Source organism: Gottfriedia luciferensis (assembly GCF_002156865.1).
Classification (GTDB): Bacteria; Bacillota; Bacilli; order Bacillales; family Bacillaceae_G; genus Gottfriedia; species Gottfriedia luciferensis.
Genome location: NZ_NCTA01000005.1, coordinates 55,174 through 74,704 on the forward strand (window position 1 = coordinate 55,174; position 19,531 = coordinate 74,704).

At 32.9% G+C, this 19,531-nt stretch carries 18 protein-coding genes and 2 riboswitches; of the genes, 3 read left to right on the forward strand and 15 right to left on the reverse strand.

Going from position 1 to position 19,531, the window contains the following annotated elements; all coding sequences use genetic code 11:
• Nucleotides 1–357 precede the first annotated feature (357 nt).
• Genes B7R67_RS05720 through B7R67_RS05740 form a run of 5 tightly spaced genes read right to left on the reverse strand, consistent with a single transcriptional unit; the run spans nt 358 to nt 3,923 of the window.
• On the reverse strand, nt 358–1,128 hold the full coding sequence (locus tag B7R67_RS05720) for a TatD family hydrolase (RefSeq protein WP_088068405.1): 771 nt from the start codon (nt 1,126–1,128) through the stop codon (nt 358–360).
• Between the two features lies 1 nt (nt 1,129).
• A complete protein-coding gene (locus tag B7R67_RS05725; protein WP_088068407.1) occupies nt 1,130–1,864 on the reverse strand; it encodes an ABC transporter ATP-binding protein in 735 nt (244 codons plus the stop codon).
• A complete protein-coding gene (locus B7R67_RS05730) occupies nt 1,861–2,628 on the reverse strand; it encodes an ABC transporter permease (protein ID WP_088068408.1) in 768 nt (255 codons plus the stop codon). Before B7R67_RS05730 ends, B7R67_RS05725 begins: the two co-directional genes overlap by 4 nt.
• The gene (locus tag B7R67_RS05735) at nt 2,628–2,918 is read right to left on the reverse strand and encodes a thiamine-binding protein (protein ID WP_088068410.1); all 291 of its coding nucleotides are present in this window, start codon (nt 2,916–2,918) and stop codon (nt 2,628–2,630) included. Before B7R67_RS05735 ends, B7R67_RS05730 begins: the two co-directional genes overlap by 1 nt.
• Nucleotides 2,919–2,933: 15 nt before the next feature.
• Nucleotides 2,934–3,923, reverse strand: a complete 990-nt coding sequence (locus B7R67_RS05740; RefSeq protein ID WP_088068412.1) for an ABC transporter substrate-binding protein — start codon at nt 3,921–3,923, stop codon at nt 2,934–2,936.
• A 90-nt stretch (nt 3,924–4,013) separates the two neighbouring features.
• Nucleotides 4,014–4,123, reverse strand: a riboswitch (TPP riboswitch).
• 217 nt (nt 4,124–4,340) lie between these two features.
• Between B7R67_RS05740 and racE the strand changes: the two genes are divergently transcribed.
• A complete protein-coding gene (gene racE / locus B7R67_RS05745; protein WP_088068413.1) occupies nt 4,341–5,132 on the forward strand; it encodes a glutamate racemase in 792 nt (263 codons plus the stop codon).
• A gap of 136 nt (nt 5,133–5,268) precedes the next feature.
• On the opposite strand, the gene B7R67_RS05750 is transcribed toward racE, so the two are convergent.
• Entirely contained in the window at nt 5,269–5,718 is a 450-nt protein-coding gene (locus B7R67_RS05750; RefSeq protein WP_088068415.1) for an RrF2 family transcriptional regulator, read from the reverse strand.
• A 186-nt stretch (nt 5,719–5,904) separates the two neighbouring features.
• On the opposite strand from B7R67_RS05750, the gene hmpA reads away from it, so the two are divergent.
• Entirely contained in the window at nt 5,905–7,116 is a 1,212-nt protein-coding gene (gene hmpA, locus B7R67_RS05755) for an NO-inducible flavohemoprotein (protein WP_088068417.1), read from the forward strand.
• Nucleotides 7,117–7,416: 300 nt separating this feature from the next.
• Here the strand turns inward: hmpA and B7R67_RS05760 are convergent, their stop codons facing one another.
• The 7 genes from B7R67_RS05760 to B7R67_RS05790 all read right to left on the reverse strand — a co-directional run bounded on the left by B7R67_RS05760 (nt 7,417) and on the right by B7R67_RS05790 (nt 16,250).
• Nucleotides 7,417–7,923 carry a GNAT family N-acetyltransferase gene (locus B7R67_RS05760; protein ID WP_088068419.1) on the reverse strand — a complete coding sequence of 169 codons (507 nt, stop codon included), beginning with the start codon at nt 7,921–7,923 and terminating at the stop codon, nt 7,417–7,419.
• A 41-nt stretch (nt 7,924–7,964) separates the two neighbouring features.
• Complete coding sequence (locus tag B7R67_RS05765; RefSeq protein WP_158095038.1) at nt 7,965–9,620, reverse strand: DUF2339 domain-containing protein; 1,656 nt, start codon at nt 9,618–9,620, stop codon at nt 7,965–7,967.
• 235 nt (nt 9,621–9,855) lie between these two features.
• Complete coding sequence (gene thrS, locus B7R67_RS05770; protein ID WP_088068422.1) at nt 9,856–11,772, reverse strand: threonine--tRNA ligase; 1,917 nt, start codon at nt 11,770–11,772, stop codon at nt 9,856–9,858.
• 414 nt (nt 11,773–12,186) lie between these two features.
• Complete coding sequence (locus B7R67_RS05775; RefSeq protein ID WP_088068424.1) at nt 12,187–12,657, reverse strand: acyl-CoA thioesterase; 471 nt, start codon at nt 12,655–12,657, stop codon at nt 12,187–12,189.
• 409 nt (nt 12,658–13,066) lie between these two features.
• Nucleotides 13,067–13,828, reverse strand: a complete 762-nt coding sequence (gene sdhB / locus B7R67_RS05780) for a succinate dehydrogenase iron-sulfur subunit (RefSeq protein ID WP_088068756.1) — start codon at nt 13,826–13,828, stop codon at nt 13,067–13,069.
• A 7-nt stretch (nt 13,829–13,835) separates the two neighbouring features.
• Nucleotides 13,836–15,602 carry a succinate dehydrogenase flavoprotein subunit gene (gene sdhA / locus B7R67_RS05785; RefSeq protein WP_088068426.1) on the reverse strand — a complete coding sequence of 589 codons (1,767 nt, stop codon included), beginning with the start codon at nt 15,600–15,602 and terminating at the stop codon, nt 13,836–13,838.
• A gap of 12 nt (nt 15,603–15,614) precedes the next feature.
• The gene (locus B7R67_RS05790) at nt 15,615–16,250 is read right to left on the reverse strand and encodes a succinate dehydrogenase cytochrome b558 subunit (RefSeq protein WP_088068428.1); all 636 of its coding nucleotides are present in this window, start codon (nt 16,248–16,250) and stop codon (nt 15,615–15,617) included.
• Between the two features lie 299 nt (nt 16,251–16,549).
• Between B7R67_RS05790 and B7R67_RS05795 the strand changes: the two genes are divergently transcribed.
• Nucleotides 16,550–16,996 (forward strand): YslB family protein, encoded by a 447-nt coding sequence (locus B7R67_RS05795; protein WP_088068430.1) that lies wholly within the window; start codon nt 16,550–16,552, stop codon nt 16,994–16,996.
• A gap of 156 nt (nt 16,997–17,152) precedes the next feature.
• On the opposite strand, the gene B7R67_RS05800 is transcribed toward B7R67_RS05795, so the two are convergent.
• A complete protein-coding gene (locus tag B7R67_RS05800; protein ID WP_088068432.1) occupies nt 17,153–17,344 on the reverse strand; it encodes a hypothetical protein in 192 nt (63 codons plus the stop codon).
• Nucleotides 17,345–17,993: 649 nt separating this feature from the next.
• A complete protein-coding gene (locus B7R67_RS05805; RefSeq protein ID WP_088068434.1) occupies nt 17,994–19,235 on the reverse strand; it encodes an aspartate kinase in 1,242 nt (413 codons plus the stop codon).
• 107 nt (nt 19,236–19,342) lie between these two features.
• Nucleotides 19,343–19,516: riboswitch (Lysine riboswitch) on the reverse strand.
• Nucleotides 19,517–19,531: the final 15 nt, after the last annotated feature.

The following is a 19,531-nucleotide window of genomic DNA, read 5'->3' on the forward strand; positions in this document are numbered from 1 at the left end:
GATGCTTATTTGGATTTGCCGTTCAAACGGATTAATAAAGCGATATTTAAATCGTTTTTTAATTAATACTTTTATTGAAGAATAAGTTGATTGGAACGAAAGGGTACTCGACTCCTATGGGAAATGCGGAAAGGCTGAGACCCCGCAGGCTTGCCGAGGAGGCTCAGGTTTCGCCCCATGGAAAGCGAGCATCCTGTAGTGGAAATGAACATCACTCAACTTCTCTTACGAAAATTGATCATTATTTGACAATTTTTTAAAAAATAGTGTGTAAAAAAATCGTTTTCTAAAAAGAAAACGATTTTTCATACTGTCGATAAGTGAATACATATCCATCTAAATTAGCTTCACTCAATATTAAATTTCATAGAATCGCTTCGTATTTTCATACAAAATTCTATAAACAAATTTTAAATCTAAATTTTTTATTTCAGCGATTTTGGCGATTGAATCGTGCATAAACTTTGGATGAGTCCATTCCTTCTCAAAAGGACCCTCAAATGGCCATGGACCATCCGTCTCAACCATCATTAAATCTAAAGGATACTTACTTACCAAATCTCTAATTTCATTTTCATATAATACATCTGGCGTAATCGAGATATAATAACCATTTTTAATCATCCGATTAATTACCTGTTCATCACCTTTGAACCAATGAAAATGAGCTTTTTTTAAAGAATATTTTTCTAATAGATTACAAACAATTTCCGCATCTTCATATACAGCGTGTAAAACAATTGGTTTATTTAACTCTTTTGCAAGAATGATAAACTTTTCAAGTAATTGGATATATGGAGAGTAATCAATTTTCTCTTCAAGATTTTTATAATAAGGTAGTCCAACCTCTCCAATTGCTACCATTTCATTTTGATGGACTCTGATCCAATCAAATAATTTATCAATTTCTTTTTTAGAAGGTATTTGTTGTTCAGGATGATAACCGAATGCCGGATAAACAACATTCGTCTGCCTATTTAATTCTAAATTTTTTTCGCATGATTCTAAATCCATTGAAACAGAAATGATTGCCTCAATTCCATAACTCTCAATACTGTTGAAAAGTTCTTCTCTTTGACTAGCTTCATAAGAATCCAAGTGAATATGGGCGTCAATCATTTTCATCATATTACTCCTGTTCTAAAGCTGAATATATTTTTCTTTTCCATTCAGTAAACTCATCACTCAATAATAACTCTTTATTTCTCGGTCTCGGAAAAGGAACAATGATTTCTTTTTTAATTTTAGTAGGTTTTTCAGAAAAAATATAGATTCGGTCAGATAATAACAAAGCTTCATCAATATTATGTGTAACAAATAAAATAGAACGACGTTGTTCCTCCCAAATCGATAAAAGCCATTGTTGCATGTCTAGTCTAGTAAACTCATCTAGAGCTGAGAATGGCTCGTCCATACACATAAATGTTTGAGGAGCTAATAACGATCTTAAAAACGAAACTCTTTGTTTCATTCCTCCGGATAATTCATGAGGATAAGCATTTTCATAGTCTTCTAAACCGGTCCGCTTCAACCACTCTCTTGCCAAACCTACATCGGGTTTATTTTTTAACTCCTGTGACAATAAGATATTTTTTAATACTGTCCTCCAAGGTAGCAATGCATTTTCCTGTGGCATAAAACTAACGTGGCCAAGTTTACAATTAATTAGTTCCCCATCTAACCTGATTTGTCCGGTATCTGGTTTAATTAAACCACCTATAAGATGAAACAAAGTACTTTTTCCACTTCCTGATGGCCCTAAGATTGATACAAATTCCCCATCATTTACGGAAAGCGAAAGATTATCTAGTACGAGTTGATTACTTCCATAACTCTTTGAAAGTTGTTCAATTTGTAAAGTCATTTTTGTTTTGCTCCTTTAATTTTCCATTTCACAGTATAGCGTTCAATGATTGCGATAATGATGAAGAAAAGCATACTCAAAAACATAATGACAAAAATTGAAACAAATACTCGATCAGTTCGAAATGAGGAGGATGCTAGTGTCATATATACTCCAATACCGGATTTTGCACCAAGCCATTCAGATATTACTGCTCCCATCACACTATAGGTAGCTGAGATTTTCAAACCAGAAAATATCGACGGAAGTGAAAACGGCAATTCTACTTTCCAAAAAATTTGTAATTTTGATGCCCCTGCCATTTTCATATAATTCATTAAACCACTTGGTGTTTGTCGAAATCCATCCAACGCCGAAACAGTTATTGGAAAAAAGCAAACCAACGTAATTATGATTAACTTAGGGAACACTCCGAACCCAAACCAAATAATTAAAAGTGGTGCCAAAACGATAATCGGTACATTTTGCGAAAGAATTAATAGAGGATAAAAAGCTTCTTTTACACCTGGAATTAAATGCAACAGGAATGCAATTAATAACCCTAGAATACTCCCTATTAATAATCCGACAATTGTTAGATTAATTGTAGAAATGATGTGAGGAATTAACGAATCGTATGATTTGATTCCTTCCTTAAAAATTGCAATTGGTCCTGGCAGTAACCAAGGCTCTATTTTCCAAATTTTAATACTAAGTTGCCAACAAATTAAAAAAAGCAGGATGACAGCTATTGGCTGCCATCCTTTTCTATTGTTTTGTTTCATTAGCGATATTTCTCCGTAAGTACATCCATTGTAATACCTTGAGGTTGATAAAGAATTTTCATTTGAGTTATAACATTATGACAACCTATTTCAATCATTCTTTCATTCATTTTTTGGACAATCATTAATAATTGATTCAGGTCGCCTTCCATCGTTGTTTCTAAAGGTTGAACTTGATATTTAACACCTGATTCTTCAATAATCTTAATAGCTTCGTCAACCGCTGGAATTACACCCTCAATATCTTTTGTTTTAGGAATGATTTGAACACTCATTAAAGTGCTTTTCATTTTTACTCCTCCTTATTATTTTGGTAAAAATTCATTTGTAAAAGCTTTTTCTGGGTCAAACTTACCTTCTAATAATTTATTTTCAGTTAAGAAATCCGCATAATTTTTCCAAACTGATAATTTCTGCTCACCCCAACGATTTGCATCATCTTGATATTTAGATGCTAACCACTCTTGGCTTTTTTCCACTAACTTTTTATTCAGATCTGGATTATCCTTCAGTAAAATAGACGCTGCCTCTTTTGGATTTTTAATTGCAAAACTATATCCTTTAGATGCTGCCGCTAAAAATGCTTTTACTACTTTAGGATTTTTACTAATCATTTTTTCATTTGTAGCTAGGACTGGAGTATAGTAATCTAGTTTCTTACTATAATCCGTTAAATAAATCATGTTTAATTTTTCTCCACGAAGTTGAGCTTCGATACCTGTCCAACCTTGATAAATCCAAGCAAAATCAATATCTCTTTTTACTGCCGTGAAGAAATCAGCTTCCCCCATATTAACGATCTTTACTTTATTACTATTTGCATTCTCTTTTGTCATTAAAGAATTTATGATTGCCTTTTCAACTGGAGAGCCCCAGCCACCATATGTTTTTCCTACGAAATCTTTTGGAGTCTTTATTCCTTTACTTACAGGTGAAGCAAAACCAGAAGTATTGTGCTGAATAATAGCAGCAATTGATACGATTGGTACATTTTGAACTCTAGCTTGAGTGATTGACTCCTGATATGAAACTCCAAAATCAGCTTTACCAGAAGCGATTAATTGGTCTGCTCCTGTTTCCCCTGGGCTAATAATATCAACATCAAGTCCTTGTTCTTTGAAGTATCCTTTTTCTTTCGCAACAAATAGTCCAGTATGATTTGTATTAGGCGTCCAATCTAAAACGACTGTCACCTTTCTTAATTTCTTTCCTTTATTACTTGTAGCATTTTTATTTTGACTACAACCAGCTAACATTAAGCAAATAGCTGTTAAAAAAACTAATAGCTTTTTCATTTCTATAAAACTCCCTTTTGTTTTTTTGTTTATACAAAAAGAAAACGTCCGGATCATAATCCGGACGTAAATGCTTAAGTAAAAAACATATCTAAAAGAGATACTGTTCCCTACGCTGGCATCACCCAGATCAGGTTCTAAGAGTAAGCGTCTTAAGGACACAATCTCAGCCAGCAACACCGGCACCTCTACATTTTTCTCGCATATAAACTTTCAACATAAATATAACAGATAAAGTTCAATTTTACGAACTATTTTTAAATTGTAATTAATTGTTCTAATAGTCTGTTAATACCCCTAAATATTATTCATGTTCATAAATAGATTAGTTAACAAAAATACGGTATCTTATAGTAAAATTTTTGTTGAATAAGGAATATACTACATCATCAAATTTTTATTAAATGAGGGGATTTTTTGAATAAACCAATTGGAGTCATTGACTCAGGAGTTGGGGGCTTAACAGTTACCAAACAAATTATAAGACAATTACCTAGAGAAGACATATTATACTTAGGTGATACTGCAAGATGTCCTTATGGGTCTAGATCATATGAGGAAATAAGAAAATACACTTGGGAAATGACAAATTATTTAATGGAAAAAAACATAAAAATGCTCGTTATCGCTTGCAACACAGCAACTTCGGTTGTATTAAATGAAATGAGAGAAAAGCTATCGATCCCTGTAATAGGGGTAGTAAATCCTGGAGCAAGAGCTGCAATAAAATTAACTCAAAATGATCAAATCGGAGTAATTGGGACGAATGCAACAATTAATAGTAAAGCCTATCATAAAGCATTGAAACGAATTAACGATAACGTTACAATCGAAGGATTAGCTTGTCCCGAGTTTGCTGGCATAGTGGAAAATGGTGACTATAATAAATTAGAAGTATTCGAGATTGTTAAAGATACTCTAGCGCCATTGCTAAAATCAAATATTGATACATTAATACTTGGTTGTACACATTATCCATTATTAAGCCCTATCATTCAAAAAGTATTGGGCCCTACTATTCAACTCATAAGCTCTGGAGATGAGACTGCTCTAGAAGTCAGTGCAATTCTTGATCAACAGAATATATTATCTGATTCTGAATACACTTCACATCAATTTTACACTACAGGAGATCCTACTATTTTTAGTAAAATAGCTTCATCCTTGTTCCAAGAGTCACTTGAAAATGTAAAACATATAAAACTTTAAGAGCAGGAAAAAGAAAAGGCAGGATTCAGGAGAAAGGAAAACATATAAAAAGACTTAGAGGACTGTATTTATTTGCTCTAAGAAGTACTCTTCCTAAATGCTTTTCCTGCTTTTCCTGTTTTCCCTGCTCTGAATTTTATTCTCCCTTTTCCAAATCCATTGAAAAATAATCCTGTAATACTCCATTATTCTTTACAATATCTTCTAATGTATATTGATCTAGAACTTGGATAAATTGTTGTAAAGCTTTATTAAGTATATGCTTTAATGAACAGACCGGTGAAATCACACATGCGTTATCGTCTCCAAAGCATTCTACTATATTAAAGTCTTCTTCCGTTTTTCGGATAACTTCGCCAATATTAATTTCTGACGGTAATTTAGCTAGACGGATTCCCCCATTTCTACCACGAATCGTTTCGATATAACCCATCTTTCCTAAATTATAAATTATTTTCATTAAATGATTTTTTGATATTTTATATACTTCCGCAATATCCTTTATATTTACTAATTTTTCACGTGGTTCAGAGGAAAGGAATATCAGTACACGAAGAGAATAATCCGAATAATTTGTTAAACGCATATCTTGTCCTCACTCATTTATTTTGATTAATCATAGCATAATTGTGAACGTTTTTTAAACTTTTATGGAAAATGTCGATAAATCGCCATAAAGATGTATTTTGAATATTGCTTTTACAAACAAACAGATTTACCATAAAGATGTATTCAAAATACTACTTTATGTACAAATTAAGGGGGATTTATCATGCTTTCACAAAAAACAATTGAAATTATTAAGTCAACAGTTCCTGTATTAGAAGTAAAAGGTACTGAAATCACTTCAGTATTTTATAAAAATCTATTTACAAGCCACCCTGAATTATTGAATGTATTTAATCATACAAATCAACAACAAGGCAGACAGCAAACTGCTCTTGCAAATTCAGTTTTAGCTGCTGCACAAAATATTGATAAACTAGAAACGATCCTTCCTGTTGTAAAACAAATTGCTCAAAAGCATAGAAGTCTTTTAGTAAAACCAGAGCATTATCCAATCGTTGGGCAACATTTATTAGGAGCAATCAAGGAAGTCCTTGGAGATGCTGCTACTGATGAAATTATTGGTGCGTGGGCAGATGCTTACGGAGTTATTGCACAAGTATTTATCGATATTGAAAAAGATATGTATGATCAAGCTTCGTCTCAAGTAGGCGGTTGGTCTGATTTTAAAGAATTTAAAGTAATCGATAAAGTTAAAGAAAGTGACGTTATTTCATCGTTCTATTTATTACCTAAAGATGGTTCATCTGTACCTTCATTCTTACCTGGTCAATATGTAACAGTTCGCTCACAAATTCCTGGTGAAAAATATTTAGCTAATCGACAATATAGTTTATCTGATGTACCTGGGAAAGAGTACTTTAGAATTTCTGTAAAAAGAGAAGCTGAAGATAACAAACCTCTAGGAAAGTTTTCAAATTATCTTCATAATGAAGTGAATATTGGTGATTTATTAGAAATCACAGCTCCAGCAGGTGATTTCACTTTAAATACTGAAAAAAATTCAGATGTCGTATTTATTAGTGGTGGGGTAGGAATTACACCTTTAATCAGTATGGCAAAGTCGATTGCAGTAAGTCAGCCAAATCGTCAAACTCATTTCATTAGTGCTTCAAGAAATGGAAATTTACAAGCGTTTACTAATGAACTAAACCAATTAGAAGAACAATTAACAAATTATAATTTATCATTTGTTTTTGAGAATCCTTCAGAAGAAGATTTACAAAATAAAAACTTTAAAAAACAAGGCTTCATTGATACAGAATGGTTAAAAAACAATATAAAAGCAAACAATACTGACTTCTATCTATGCGGACCAGTGCCTTTCTTAAAAGCAATCGTTTCAAGTTTAAAAGAATTAGGAATTACAGATTCACAAATTCACTACGAATTCTTTGGACCATCAATGAGTCTATAAGCTTTATCACATAAGAAACAAAAAGGATGCTCAAATTTTAAGCATCCTTTTCTATTTCTTATCAATAAAGATAGCTACCTTTTTTAACGTTGTGGGAATAGTAAAACTACCCAAAAATGCTATCAAATCACTTTCGGAGTATTTTTTAAGACAACCATATACTAATCCACTAATCATAATATCATAGAGAAAGAATCGACCGAAATCTCTCTTAGTTATGACGATAAAGACGACAGATGATTTTCTTGTTGTCAGACAAAGCCCACCTTTAGGTAGAATTCAAACGTGTTAAGTAATTGTTTATTTATCAGAAAAAGTCCAATAGTATTTTTCAATTTCTTCTTTAACTTTTTTCATTCCAATTTTTTCTAAAACTCTAATTGATGCATGATTATAAATGGAGCACGTAGCTATAATTTCTGTAACATTCTTTTTTTGCATTCCCCACTTACAAAATGCTTTCCCCATTTCTGTAGCATATCCATTTCCTTGGTAATTAGCGGCAATGCTATATCCAATTTCCATTATTCCATTTTCATCAGGACCACCCTTAAAACCCATATCTCCTATTATTAATTGATCTTGTTTATGGATAATAATTCCCTCATATTCCTCTTCATTAGGATGCGTCTGAAAGCGAGAGATTTTATACGGAAATAGATTTTTATAAACAGGAATTGGCCATCCACTTGCGAATCTATAAATCTTATTTTCGAATTCTAATTCACTTTCCCCACGCAAAACAGATAGCATAGCATCTGTAGTAAATTTCATTAAAAGTAAATTTTTAGTTTCAGTAATTAGCATGAATAGACTCCTGATCACTAAATTTTATTGATTTTAGACTACTACTTTCCTTTAAAAAATATTCTAGATATGATTAATCCGATTAATCCAAGGAGAATAAATAACCCTGCTCTTACTAGTAAAGTTATATTTGGTAAGTCTACTAATACAAGTTTTGCAAGTGTTAGTAATAATAGACCAATACCAATATATGTCCATACTTTAAACTTCTTAAGATTCCCTAGAATAATCGCAAATATCGAAAGCAAAATCCAACTTATATTAATTGATAATCGAATCATATTATCAGTTAAATCTCCAGTAACTATTTGAACAATTTGTGTTATATAAGCAATCGTAATAATTGTAATTAGCAATGAGGAGATTAGTAAAATAAATTGCTTTTCATTCTCATTTTTATAAGCCAATATTGAACAAGTAACAAGTGCGATAAGCAATACAAACCAGTTCATTGTTTCATACGACCAAAATGTATCAATTCCAACTGATAAAATTGATATTCCCACTGGGATCATTATGATAACAGCAATTATTAATTTCAATAAATCCCGGTATCGAATATAAAACAAATATGAAAGTATGGATTGAACGATCAAGACGGTAAATAATAAATTTTCTGTAATACTGTCTAAACATAAAAATGAAAAAGCCAGCAGAAAATTAGTTGAAAATGCAAAGAATAGATCAGATTTCTTTTTAAATAAATTACTTAAGAATAAATAGCCCACACATAATAAGATTAATATCATTGTTCTTGTAAAATCTTCATACCCAGTAAATATCCAGCCGATTGTAAGAACGAAACTTGTATGAAGGATTAATACATGTTTTTTAATTTCTTCTTTTGATTGAAGCAAAATTATCAATAAACTAATATGCTGTATGATAATACTAAATGCAAAGTAGTCAAATCCTTTAGTTGTAAAATTAAATAAGCCAACAATCATATAGGTTAAGTGTAATAATACTGCGGATGTTACGAATAAGAATTTATATTTCTTCATCGTTGCATACAACATAAAACATAAATAAATTGACGTTTCATAAATTGAAAAGAATAGATAGTTTGGAGAAGAACTTTTAATTAAAAATGGTACAAGTACAGCTCCTACAATACTTATAAGTCCAACTACTTCGGATTTATATTTTTTCATAGAATAAAAACCAATACATACCCATACTATTAGCAATGCAAATGCAATACTAGATCCAACCATTTTATATAGGTGATGCATTGCAAAAGTCGTTAAAAACAATACAGGTAATACCCCACCAATTAATGATTGGCCAAGCGTAGATCGCTTTGCCAATATTTGACGATTTCCATACCAGAATAAAACGATTGCAATGACAAATCCAAGACCAACTTTTGCATATTTATTTAATACTCCATAATCTGATGCTGCTTTAAATCCCCACATTACTCCGATAATAAAAATAAAAATAAAAAATCTAGGAAGCCATTTTTGAAAGATAAGTGCTTCATAATCAATTTTTTCATTTTCAACTATTTTTGTATCTTGCTTTAAAGCTGGTCTAGATCGTTTAGAATTAACTTCATTTTTATGATTTGGTTGTTTAATCTCCAACGAAGAGTTTTTAGTAATTAATAAGAATTCAATTTGTTTCTTCATTTCTTTAACTTCAGCTTCGAGTATTTCTACCTTTTTTTGCAGTTCTTCATCCTGATTAGCCAATTCATCACCTCTTAACATAACTATGAAATTTCTTTAAACTAAATAACTTAAAAGATTGTCTTCATTTAAGTTCGCTATTTATGTAAAAATCCCTATAAAATAAGAGATTTAAATTTTTTTTTTTGCAAATTTCGTCATATTTCCCAGAAAATATTTCAAGCTTACTTTAGCAAAGTCTCATATCTTTCTTAAAGTATAAAAAATCCTCTATTATAAAAATAGAGGATTTTGTGAATTAAAATAGAACTTTTTCTTCTTTTTGTTTTTTAATCATTTCTAAGAAGCTTTCAAATGGCTGAGTACCGATGTCACCTTCGCCACGTTTACGAATAGCTACTGTATTAGTTTCAACCTCTTGATCACCAACAACTAGCATGTAAGGTAATTTTTGAAGTTGAGCTTCACGGATTTTGTATCCAATTTTTTCACCACGTAAATCAGCTTCAACACGGATACCTGCAGCTTTTAATTGATCAGCAAGTTTTTGTGCATATTCATTGTGTACACTTGAAATTGGTAAAACAGCCACTTGAACTGGAGCTAACCATAATGGGAATGCACCTGCAAAATGTTCTGTTAAGATACCTAAGAAACGGTCAATTGATCCGTAAATTGCACGATGGATAACTACTGGACGTTCTTTTTGATTATCTTCATTAACATAAGTTAAATCGAATTTTTCAGGCATTTGGAAATCCAATTGAATTGTAGCACATTGCCAGCTACGTTTTAATGCATCTTGAATATGGAAATCGATTTTCGGTCCGTAGAATGCACCGTCACCTGGGTTTAATTTAAAGTCAAGGTCTTCAGATTTAAGAACATTTTCTAAAGCTTGCTCAGCTGAATTCCATAATTCTTCTGAACCCATTGAATCTTCTGGACGAGTAGATAATTCTACTTTGTATGTGAATCCGAATATACCATAGATTTCTTTAATTAAGTTAATTACTTCAATAATTTCGCCTTCAATTTGATCCGGACGACAGAAAATATGTGCATCGTCTTGAGTGAAAGTACGAACACGCATCATTCCGTTTAGTGCACCAGAGAATTCATGACGGTGTACTTGACCATTTTCACACATACGAATTGGTAGATCACGGTATGAATGAAGTTTATTTTTATAAACTAACATATGTCCTGGGCAGTTCATCGGTTTTAATGCAAAGTTTGTATCATCTACTTCAGTAAAGTACATGTTTTCATGGTAATGGTGCCAGTGACCTGATTGCTCCCATAAACGTTGGTTCATAATGAACGGTGTACGAACTTCCTTATAATCTTTAGCAGTTTGTAATCCACGCTCATACTGTTCTAATTCATTACGAATGATAGTACCTTTTGGTAAGAAGAAAGGCATACCAGGCGCTTCTTCTGAGAACATGAATAATTCAAGCTCTTTACCTAATTTACGGTGATCACGCTTTTTAGCTTCTTCTAGTAAGAATAAGTGCTCTTCTAATTCTTTTTTACTTGGGAAAGCTGTACCGTAGACACGTTGAAGCATTTTATTATTTGCATCGCCTCTCCAATATGCACCAGCAACCGATAATAGTTTAATTGCTTTTACACGGCCAGTTGATGGTACATGAGGTCCGCGGCAAAGGTCTACGAATTCACCTTGAGTATACATTGAAATTACAGCATCTTCAGGTAAATCACGAATTAATTCTAATTTAAATTCATCATCTAACTCAGTGAAGAATTTAATCGCTTCTTCACGACTAACTTCTGAACGAGTAATTGGTAAATTTTCTTTAATAATTTTTTCCATCTCTTTTTCAATTTTAGGTAGGTCTTCTACTTTAATTGAAATTGGTAGGTCGATGTCATAATAGAAACCATCAGCAGTTACTGGTCCAACACCAAATGCTGTTTTTTTGTCTTTGTATAAACGTCTTACTGCTTGAGCTAAAATATGCGCTGAACTATGACGCATCATTTCTAAGCCTTCTTCATCATCTTGTGTAATAATTTGAACTTCACATTCTTCAGTAATTGGTGTATTTAAATCGACTAATTTACCGTTAATTTTTCCACCTAGTGCTTTTTTCTTTAAGCTAATGGAGATTGAACCCGCGAAATCTTCTACTGTTGTATTTTGTTCCACCTCGCGAATTGATCCATCTGGTAATTTAACTGAAATCATTTAAGTTCACTCCTTTTTCAAATTAATTTTTGACAATAAAAAAAGAGCACACTCGTAGGGACGAATGTGCTCGTGGTTCCACCCTAATTTAATGTACACTAAAAAAAGTATACAAAATCTCAATGTTTTAACGGTCTACACCGATAGTAGTTACTTGTAATAACTTTTAAATTACGTTCCCCACTATAGCTACAAGGTGGTAAGTCATTCAACGTATAGAGAATTCTCGCACCAAATGAATTCCTCTCTTACTATCGTCTTGAACACTCGTGTCCTTGATCATTGCTTATCATTATTCATATAAAAGTATTATATAGAATGTCTTAAAATACTTCAAGTACTCATCACAAGAATAATCTAAATGTTTTATTATTCTATTGATCTTTTATTCATTATGTGACAATTTTACCTATTTTAAACCAATATTTTCTTCATTACTTCATTTTGAAATTTTTCTTTCCACTCATTCTTCCATTTTTCACTACGTCCTGTATTACGATTAATATTTACTAAAGAATTTCGTCCAGTAAAGCAGATTTCCTTCTTATCGTTTACACCCATATAGTGCAGATCAATTGATGAATTTCCTACATTTGCAATTTTCACAAACACATTAATTTTTTCATCAAAATATACTTGTTTTAAGTAATCACATTGTAAATCAGCGACTACTGGAATCAGTTCACTTCCACTTGTCGTCCATTCTTGCATAAGTCCTAAATGATGTAAATACTCAATACGCGCTTCTTCAAAGTAAACAAAAGGTACTGTATTGTTCATATGTCCAAACAGATCTGTTTCACTAAAACGTACTTTAACAGTAATATTGAACAAAAAATCTGATTGCCATTCTTGTAGATTTGAAATATAACTCATCTTTCCCATCGATTCACACCCCTTACTAATTACAGTATATCATCTTAATAATTAAAAAAGAATGAATATTCATTCATTTCATCTATAAATAATGAACCATGTATTTATACCATGGTTTATTACACACTGTTGAAAAATAGCCTTGTCAAAAAATAACCAAATCTTTGTAAAGAAAGTTTAGTGATGTTCATTTCCACTACAATTTGCATACTTAAGAGCAGGAACAAGGAAAGGCAGGATTAAGGAGAAAGCATAAGAGATTCAAAGACTTTGAATTTTATTAATTTCCTTTTCAGTATTCCCCCTATATGTTTCGCTCTATTTCATGCCTTACCTGGTCTTCGTGGTCCAATGAATGTCTTTATTAGTCCTTTTGTAATAAAAAGAAAAAGCATGTTCAAAAGAACATGCTTTTTTATTAGATTTCGTCACTACCAAAGAAATCTTTGAATGATTGAATTGTTGTTGCACGATTTAACGCTGCAATAGAAGTTGTTAAAGGAATACCTTTTGGACAAGATTGTACACAGTTTTGTGAGTTTCCACAGTTTGATAGTCCACCGTCTCCCATGATTGCATGTAGACGTTCTTCCTTATTCATTTCTCCAGTTGGATGAGCATTAAATAAACGAACTTGTGAAAGTGGTGCTGGTCCAATGAAGTTAGATTTACTATTAACGTTTGGACATGCTTCTAAACATACACCACAAGTCATACATTTTGATAATTCGTAAGCCCACTGACGTTTTCTTTCAGGCATTCTTGGTCCAGGACCTAAATCATGCGTTCCATCAATTGGAATCCATGCTTTAACGCGCTTTAAAGAGTCAAACATACGGCTACGATCTACTTGTAAGTCACGAACAACTGGGAATGTGCTCATTGGCTCTAGACGAATTGGTTGTTCCAATTTATCAATCAGTGCAGAACAAGATTGTCTTGGTTTACCGTTGATAACCATAGAACATGCTCCACAAACTTCTTCAAGACAGTTCATATCCCAAGAAATTGCAGTCGTTTCTTTTCCATTTGAGTTAACAGGATTTTTACGAATTTCCATTAAAGCCGAGATTACGTTCATATTCGGGCGATAAGGGACAGTAAACGTTTCTTCATACGGTGCAGTATTTGGTGAATCTTGACGTTTAACGATTAACGTAATTGTCTTTTCAGCAGTCATTGTTCCATTATGCATTTGCTTTGTCCTCCTTCTTCTTAGAATAATCACGTTTTCTTGGTTGAATTAATGAAGTATCTACATCTTCATAATGGAATAATGGTGAATTTGATTTCTCATCAAATTTAGCCATTGTAGTTTTTAAGAATTCATCATCGTTACGATCTGGGAATTCTGGTTTATAGTGAGCTCCACGGCTTTCATTACGGTTATATGCACCTAATGTGATAACACGTGATAAGTGAAGCATGTTTTCAAGTTGACGAGTAAATGAAGCACCTTGGTTACTCCATTTAGCTGTATCATTAATATTAATGTTTTGATAACGCTCATAAAGTTCTTGAATTTTTTCATCAGTTTTTAATAAGCGATCATTGAATCGAACTACGGTAACGTTGTCTGTCATCCATTCTCCAAGCTCTTTATGAAGAAGGTATGCATTTTCTTTACCATCCATTTTATAAATACGATTCATTTTTTCTTTTTCTTCATTAGCATTTGATTCAAATACTGTAGATGAAACATCATCTGAAGATTTAGCCAAACCATTTACATATCTTACTGCATTTGGTCCAGCAACCATTCCACCATAAATAGCAGAAAGTAATGAGTTAGCTCCTAAACGGTTTGCTCCGTGCATAGAGTAATCGCACTCACCGGCTGCAAATAATCCAGGAATTGTAGTCATTTGGTCATAGTCAACCCATAATCCACCCATTGAATAGTGAACAGCTGGGAAAATCTTCATTGGAACTTTTTTCGGATCATCACCTGTGAATTTTTCATAAATCTCGATGATACCACCTAGTTTTACATCAAGTTCATGTGGATCTTTATGTGAAAGATCTAAATACACCATGTTTTCGCCATTGATCCCAAGTTTATGGTCTACACATACAGAGAAAATTTCACGTGTAGCAATATCCCTTGGTACAAGGTTACCGTATGCAGGATATTTCTCTTCTAAGAAATACCATGGTTTACCATCTTTATAAGTCCATACTCGTCCACCTTCACCACGAGCACTTTCACTCATTAAACGGTTTTTATCATCTCCAGGAATTGCAGTTGGATGGATTTGAATAAATTCACCATTTGAATAAACTGCACCTTGACGATATGCAGCTGCAGCAGCTGAACCAGTGTTGATAATTGAGTTAGTAGTTTTACCAAAGATAATTCCAGGTCCACCAGATGCCATAATTACAGCATCAGCAGGGAAGCTTACGATTTCCATTGACGTTAAGTTTTGTCCAACGATTCCACGACAAACTCCTTCATCATCAACAACAGCTCTTAAAAACTCCCAACCTTCATACTTCTGAACAAGACCTTCTGATTCATAACGACGAACTTGCTCGTCTAATGCATATAATAATTGTTGACCAGTCGTAGCACCAGCAAATGCTGTACGGTGATGTTGTGTACCACCGAAACGACGGAAGTCTAATAATCCTTCAGGCGTACGGTTGAACATTACACCCATACGGTCCATCATATGGATAATACCAGGTGCTGCTTCTGCCATCGCTTTAACTGGTGGTTGGTTTGCTAAGAAATCTCCACCATAAATAGTATCATCAAAGTGCTCCCAAGGAGAGTCACCTTCACCTTTTGTATTAACTGCACCATTAATTCCACCTTGAGCACATACTGAATGTGAACGTTTTACAGGAACTAATGAGAATAAATCTACTTTTGTACCAGCTTCAGCAGCTTTAATTGTAGCCATAAGACCGGCTAATCCGCCACCGACGATAATGATTTTTCCACTCATGTCTCTCTCTCCTTACATGTTAGCTAATTGTGGATCAATGAATGCAAAGATAGCACGTAATCCAACGATTGATAATACAACGAAAATCCCTAAAGTAACATATGTCGAAATACGTTGTGATCTAGGTGTTACAGTAATTCCCCAAGAAACAAGGAATGACCATAATCCATTAGCAAAGTGGAAAATTGTTGAAATAACACCTACAATATAGAAAATTAACATAAATTTCGAGCTGAAAATATCAGCCATCATATTATAATCAACATGTGCTCCTAATTGAGCAGCAATACGTGTTTGCCATACGTGCCATGTGATAAAAATTAATGTTATTACACCAGAAATACGTTGGAATAAATATAACCAGTTACGTAAGTATCCATAATTTTTAACATTGCTAGTACCTGTAAATGCAATGTAAAGTCCATAAATCGCATGGTATAAGATTGGTAAGAAAATAACAAAAACTTCTAGAAAATAGCGGAATGGTAAATTCGCCATAAATTCAGCTGCTTTGTTGAATGATTGTGCTCCATTTGTAGCAAAATGATTGACAACTAAGTGCTGTGTTAAAAATAGTCCAACTGGAATTACTCCTAGCAATGAATGAAGTTTTCTTAGAAAAAACTCCCTTCCATTCTTGTTGCTCATGTAAGCCCCTGCCCCCTTTAGTTTGTACACGCGAAAATTTAATCTCTTCTATTATTCTAAAAAAATAGAAATAAAGTAATATGCATAAAAAGTCGAAATTTTTATGACATTTATCTACAGACCATTTTACTCCTGTTAATATAGCAGGTCAAGAAAACGCGTACATTTTTCTTTACTGAAAAAACTTCTCATTTAGTTTTGTTAAACTTACAATATTAAGGTTTCCAATTATTGTTTTTACTAATGAATTTTGTATATAATAAAAACATGTTTTTTAGGAAAGGGAGAGTTATCCAACCATGACGAACGGCACTGAAAATTTTAATACTCCAGGTAATATTTCTGGTTTTGGCTATGAACTATTACGTAACGATTTATTAGCTGATTTATTAGGGAAAGACCAACATGATATATTATATTGGGCAGGTAAAATGTTAGCTAGAAAATATCCTTTAGCAACATTTGAAGAAATTATAGACTTTTTTGAAAAAGCTGGTTGGGGTACTCTTACTGTAGAAGAAGAAAAAAAGCAAGAGGTTCATTTAATATTAACATCTGAATTAATTACATACAGAAATCAAAATAAAAAGCATGTATCATACCAGCTCGAAGCCGGATTTCTGGCGATGCAAATCCAACAACAAATAGATGTAATTGCTGAAACATATGAAGAACAAAGTAAAAGAGGAGACAAAGTTAAATTCCAAGTTAAATGGGATTTAAAAGATCCAATTACAAGAAGATAAAGAAAACACGCCGTTTGGCGAACCTTACTGTAAAGACAAAGGCTAGTTGCAATTTTACTTAATCCCTAAAATTGCAACTACGTCGAGTTTTCTTCACATCAGCCAATTTATCCTTTCTTAAAGTGTAAAAAAGCCTGTTCAATTAATTGATCAGGCTTACTTTATCTCTTCTTTATTCTTTTCCTTAATTTGATTACTTTCACCTAGGTCCCTACTTTTTTTATATCCTCTAATAATCGAATTCAGCAAAAATAAACATATAAATACAAAAAACAAAATGGCGAGTATTAAAAAAACTAGCTGTAGCACGATTTCTCCATATCCGATCCCATGAAAACTATGCTCCACTATTAATACCTCCTTTTCGAGAAAATATGTTCAATGCTAACCGATCAACTTTCCTCTATTAAATGTACAAAATAATTTCCTAATTTATTCTTTTTACATTAAAAAATCCCTTCTAACTCTATCCTTTTATCTTTTTTTACTCTGTTACATGAATGTTGATTTTCGATATAAACCACTTTTTTCTGTGAATATGTCTCATTTTTCTTCAGAAATTTCGTGGATTGATCACTAGACTTTTTCAAGTAGAATCAACACTAATCTAACAGAGCCTATAAAAATAATTAGTAGGCCAGAAGGGTTATAATTTTTTTATGTTTTTAAATAGTTTTCTGGTCACACCCACTCTTATCTTAAATAAGGTGGCTCTGACCATTCGTTCTAATCAACTTCTCTAAATTACTTTTTTAATTTTTGGCTCTGTAAAAAAAAGAATGTTGAAGATTTCCGTTACAGGATGCCCTAAAGAGCAGGAACAAGGAAAGGCAGGAACAAAGAGAAAGGAAAAGAGTTTATAAGACTTTAGAGATTTTTATTCATTCCCTTTCAGTATTCCTATCAATCTTTTTCCCCTTCTTTCCCTTGCCTTGCCTGATCTTCCTGCTTTTTAATATGTGTTTTGTAAAAAATCTACCATTAACATTAACAGAGCCTAATTTTTTAAAGTTACTTCTTCTTGAATACGGTCTAATTCATATCCTTTATGAAGTGCATGTACTGCTTCTTGTAATTGAGATTTAGGAATAACTGTTGATACTTTAATTTCAGACGTACTAACCATTTTTACCGGAATCTCACTTTCAGCTAAATATTTAAACATTTTTGCAGCTACACCAGGATTAGAAACCATTCCACTACCTACAATTGAAACTTTAGCAAGTTCACTTTCAAAATCAAATGAACGATAACCTAAATAATCTTTTTTTGATTCTAAAATTGTAATAGCTTCCATCATATTCTCTGATTTAATTGAGAATGAAAGATTTACTAAATTATCAGATGTAACACTTTGAATGATAATATCAACATCAATACCTTCAGATGCTAGTAACGTAAATATTTTTGGTAATAAATCTACATGGTTATTTAGACCATTTAATGTCATTCTTGTAACATTAGATTCGAATGCGATTCCTCTTACGACTGATTGTTGTTCCATTTGATTTTCCTCCCCAATAAATGTACCGATTTCATCATGTTGACTTGAACGAACTTGAATCATTAAATGATAGTTTTTTGCAAACTCTACTGCTCTAGGATGTAAAACTCCTGCACCTAATGCAGCGAGTTCTAACATTTCATCATAAGAGACATGGCTTAATTTCGATGCACTTGGTTCAACCCTTGGATCAGTCGTATAAACACCTAATACATCAGTATAAATATCACAACGTTCTGCATTTAATGATGCGGCTATTGCTACAGCAGTTGTATCAGATCCACCACGTCCTAAGGTTGTAATCTCGTTTTTGTCACTTAATCCTTGGAAACCTGCAACAATTACGATATATCCTTCATCCAGTAATTGTTGGATTTTTTCAGTATGAATCATTTCAATACGAGCGTTCCCATGGACTGATTCAGTTTGGATACCAGCCTGCCAGCCTGTTAGTGAAATAGCTTTAAACCCTTTTGCTTGAATAGCCATTGCAAGTAATGAAATAGAAACTTGTTCCCCTGTAGTTAAGAGCATATCCATTTCACGCTTACTATTTTGCGGACTAATTTGTGCAGCTAGACTAACTAATTCGTCCGTATGGTGTCCCATGGCTGAAACAACGGTTACTACTTGGTTCCCCTCTTTATATGCTTTTGTTACAGTTTCAGCAACATGCTGAATCCGTTCAATTGAGCCTACTGAAGTACCACCGAATTTCTGAACAATAATTCCCATTTTTCTCATCCTCACCTTTTAATCTTCAAAAAGAATACAAAAAAGCGCGTGAAGCAATGTTCACGCGCCTAATTTACGAATAAATAAAATAGACAAATCATCAACATCTCTTCAATAGCTCCCCGCATTTAGTATGCGACAGTACTACATTTCTTAAATGCAGTCCCAACAAAATGAACTGTGGATTCATTTTATTTCGGCAAAACTTCCTTTCAACTGTCCATCACAACGCCACACGTCTATGACAGCCTACTCTTAAGTTTTGCGCCTCTATTACGAGAGAAAATCTTGTATTA

Excerpts from the sequence above, each read along its gene's own strand:
- sdhA (WP_088068426.1), bottom strand. The coding sequence starts at position 15,602 with ATGAGTGGAAAAATCATTATCGTCGGTGGCGGATTAGCCGGTCTTATG.
- B7R67_RS05740 (WP_088068412.1), bottom strand. The coding sequence starts at position 3,923 with ATGAAAAAGCTATTAGTTTTTTTAACAGCTATTTGCTTAATGTTAGCT.
- thrS (WP_088068422.1), bottom strand. The coding sequence starts at position 11,772 with ATGATTTCAGTTAAATTACCAGATGGATCAATTCGCGAGGTGGAACAA.
- B7R67_RS05735 (WP_088068410.1), bottom strand. The coding sequence starts at position 2,918 with ATGAAAAGCACTTTAATGAGTGTTCAAATCATTCCTAAAACAAAAGAT.
- B7R67_RS05725 (WP_088068407.1), bottom strand. The coding sequence starts at position 1,864 with ATGACTTTACAAATTGAACAACTTTCAAAGAGTTATGGAAGTAATCAA.
- B7R67_RS05790 (WP_088068428.1), bottom strand. The coding sequence starts at position 16,250 with ATGAGCAACAAGAATGGAAGGGAGTTTTTTCTAAGAAAACTTCATTCA.
- B7R67_RS05720 (WP_088068405.1), bottom strand. The coding sequence starts at position 1,128 with ATGATGAAAATGATTGACGCCCATATTCACTTGGATTCTTATGAAGCT.
- B7R67_RS05760 (WP_088068419.1), bottom strand. The coding sequence starts at position 7,923 with ATGCTAATTACTGAAACTAAAAATTTACTTTTAATGAAATTTACTACA.
- B7R67_RS05795 (WP_088068430.1), top strand. The coding sequence starts at position 16,550 with ATGACGAACGGCACTGAAAATTTTAATACTCCAGGTAATATTTCTGGT.
- B7R67_RS05805 (WP_088068434.1), bottom strand. The coding sequence starts at position 19,235 with ATGGGAATTATTGTTCAGAAATTCGGTGGTACTTCAGTAGGCTCAATT.
- B7R67_RS05775 (WP_088068424.1), bottom strand. The coding sequence starts at position 12,657 with ATGGGAAAGATGAGTTATATTTCAAATCTACAAGAATGGCAATCAGAT.
- B7R67_RS05730 (WP_088068408.1), bottom strand. The coding sequence starts at position 2,628 with ATGAAACAAAACAATAGAAAAGGATGGCAGCCAATAGCTGTCATCCTG.
- hmpA (WP_088068417.1), top strand. The coding sequence starts at position 5,905 with ATGCTTTCACAAAAAACAATTGAAATTATTAAGTCAACAGTTCCTGTA.
- sdhB (WP_088068756.1), bottom strand. The coding sequence starts at position 13,828 with ATGACTGCTGAAAAGACAATTACGTTAATCGTTAAACGTCAAGATTCA.
- B7R67_RS05750 (WP_088068415.1), bottom strand. The coding sequence starts at position 5,718 with ATGCGTTTAACAAATTATTCGGATTATTCTCTTCGTGTACTGATATTC.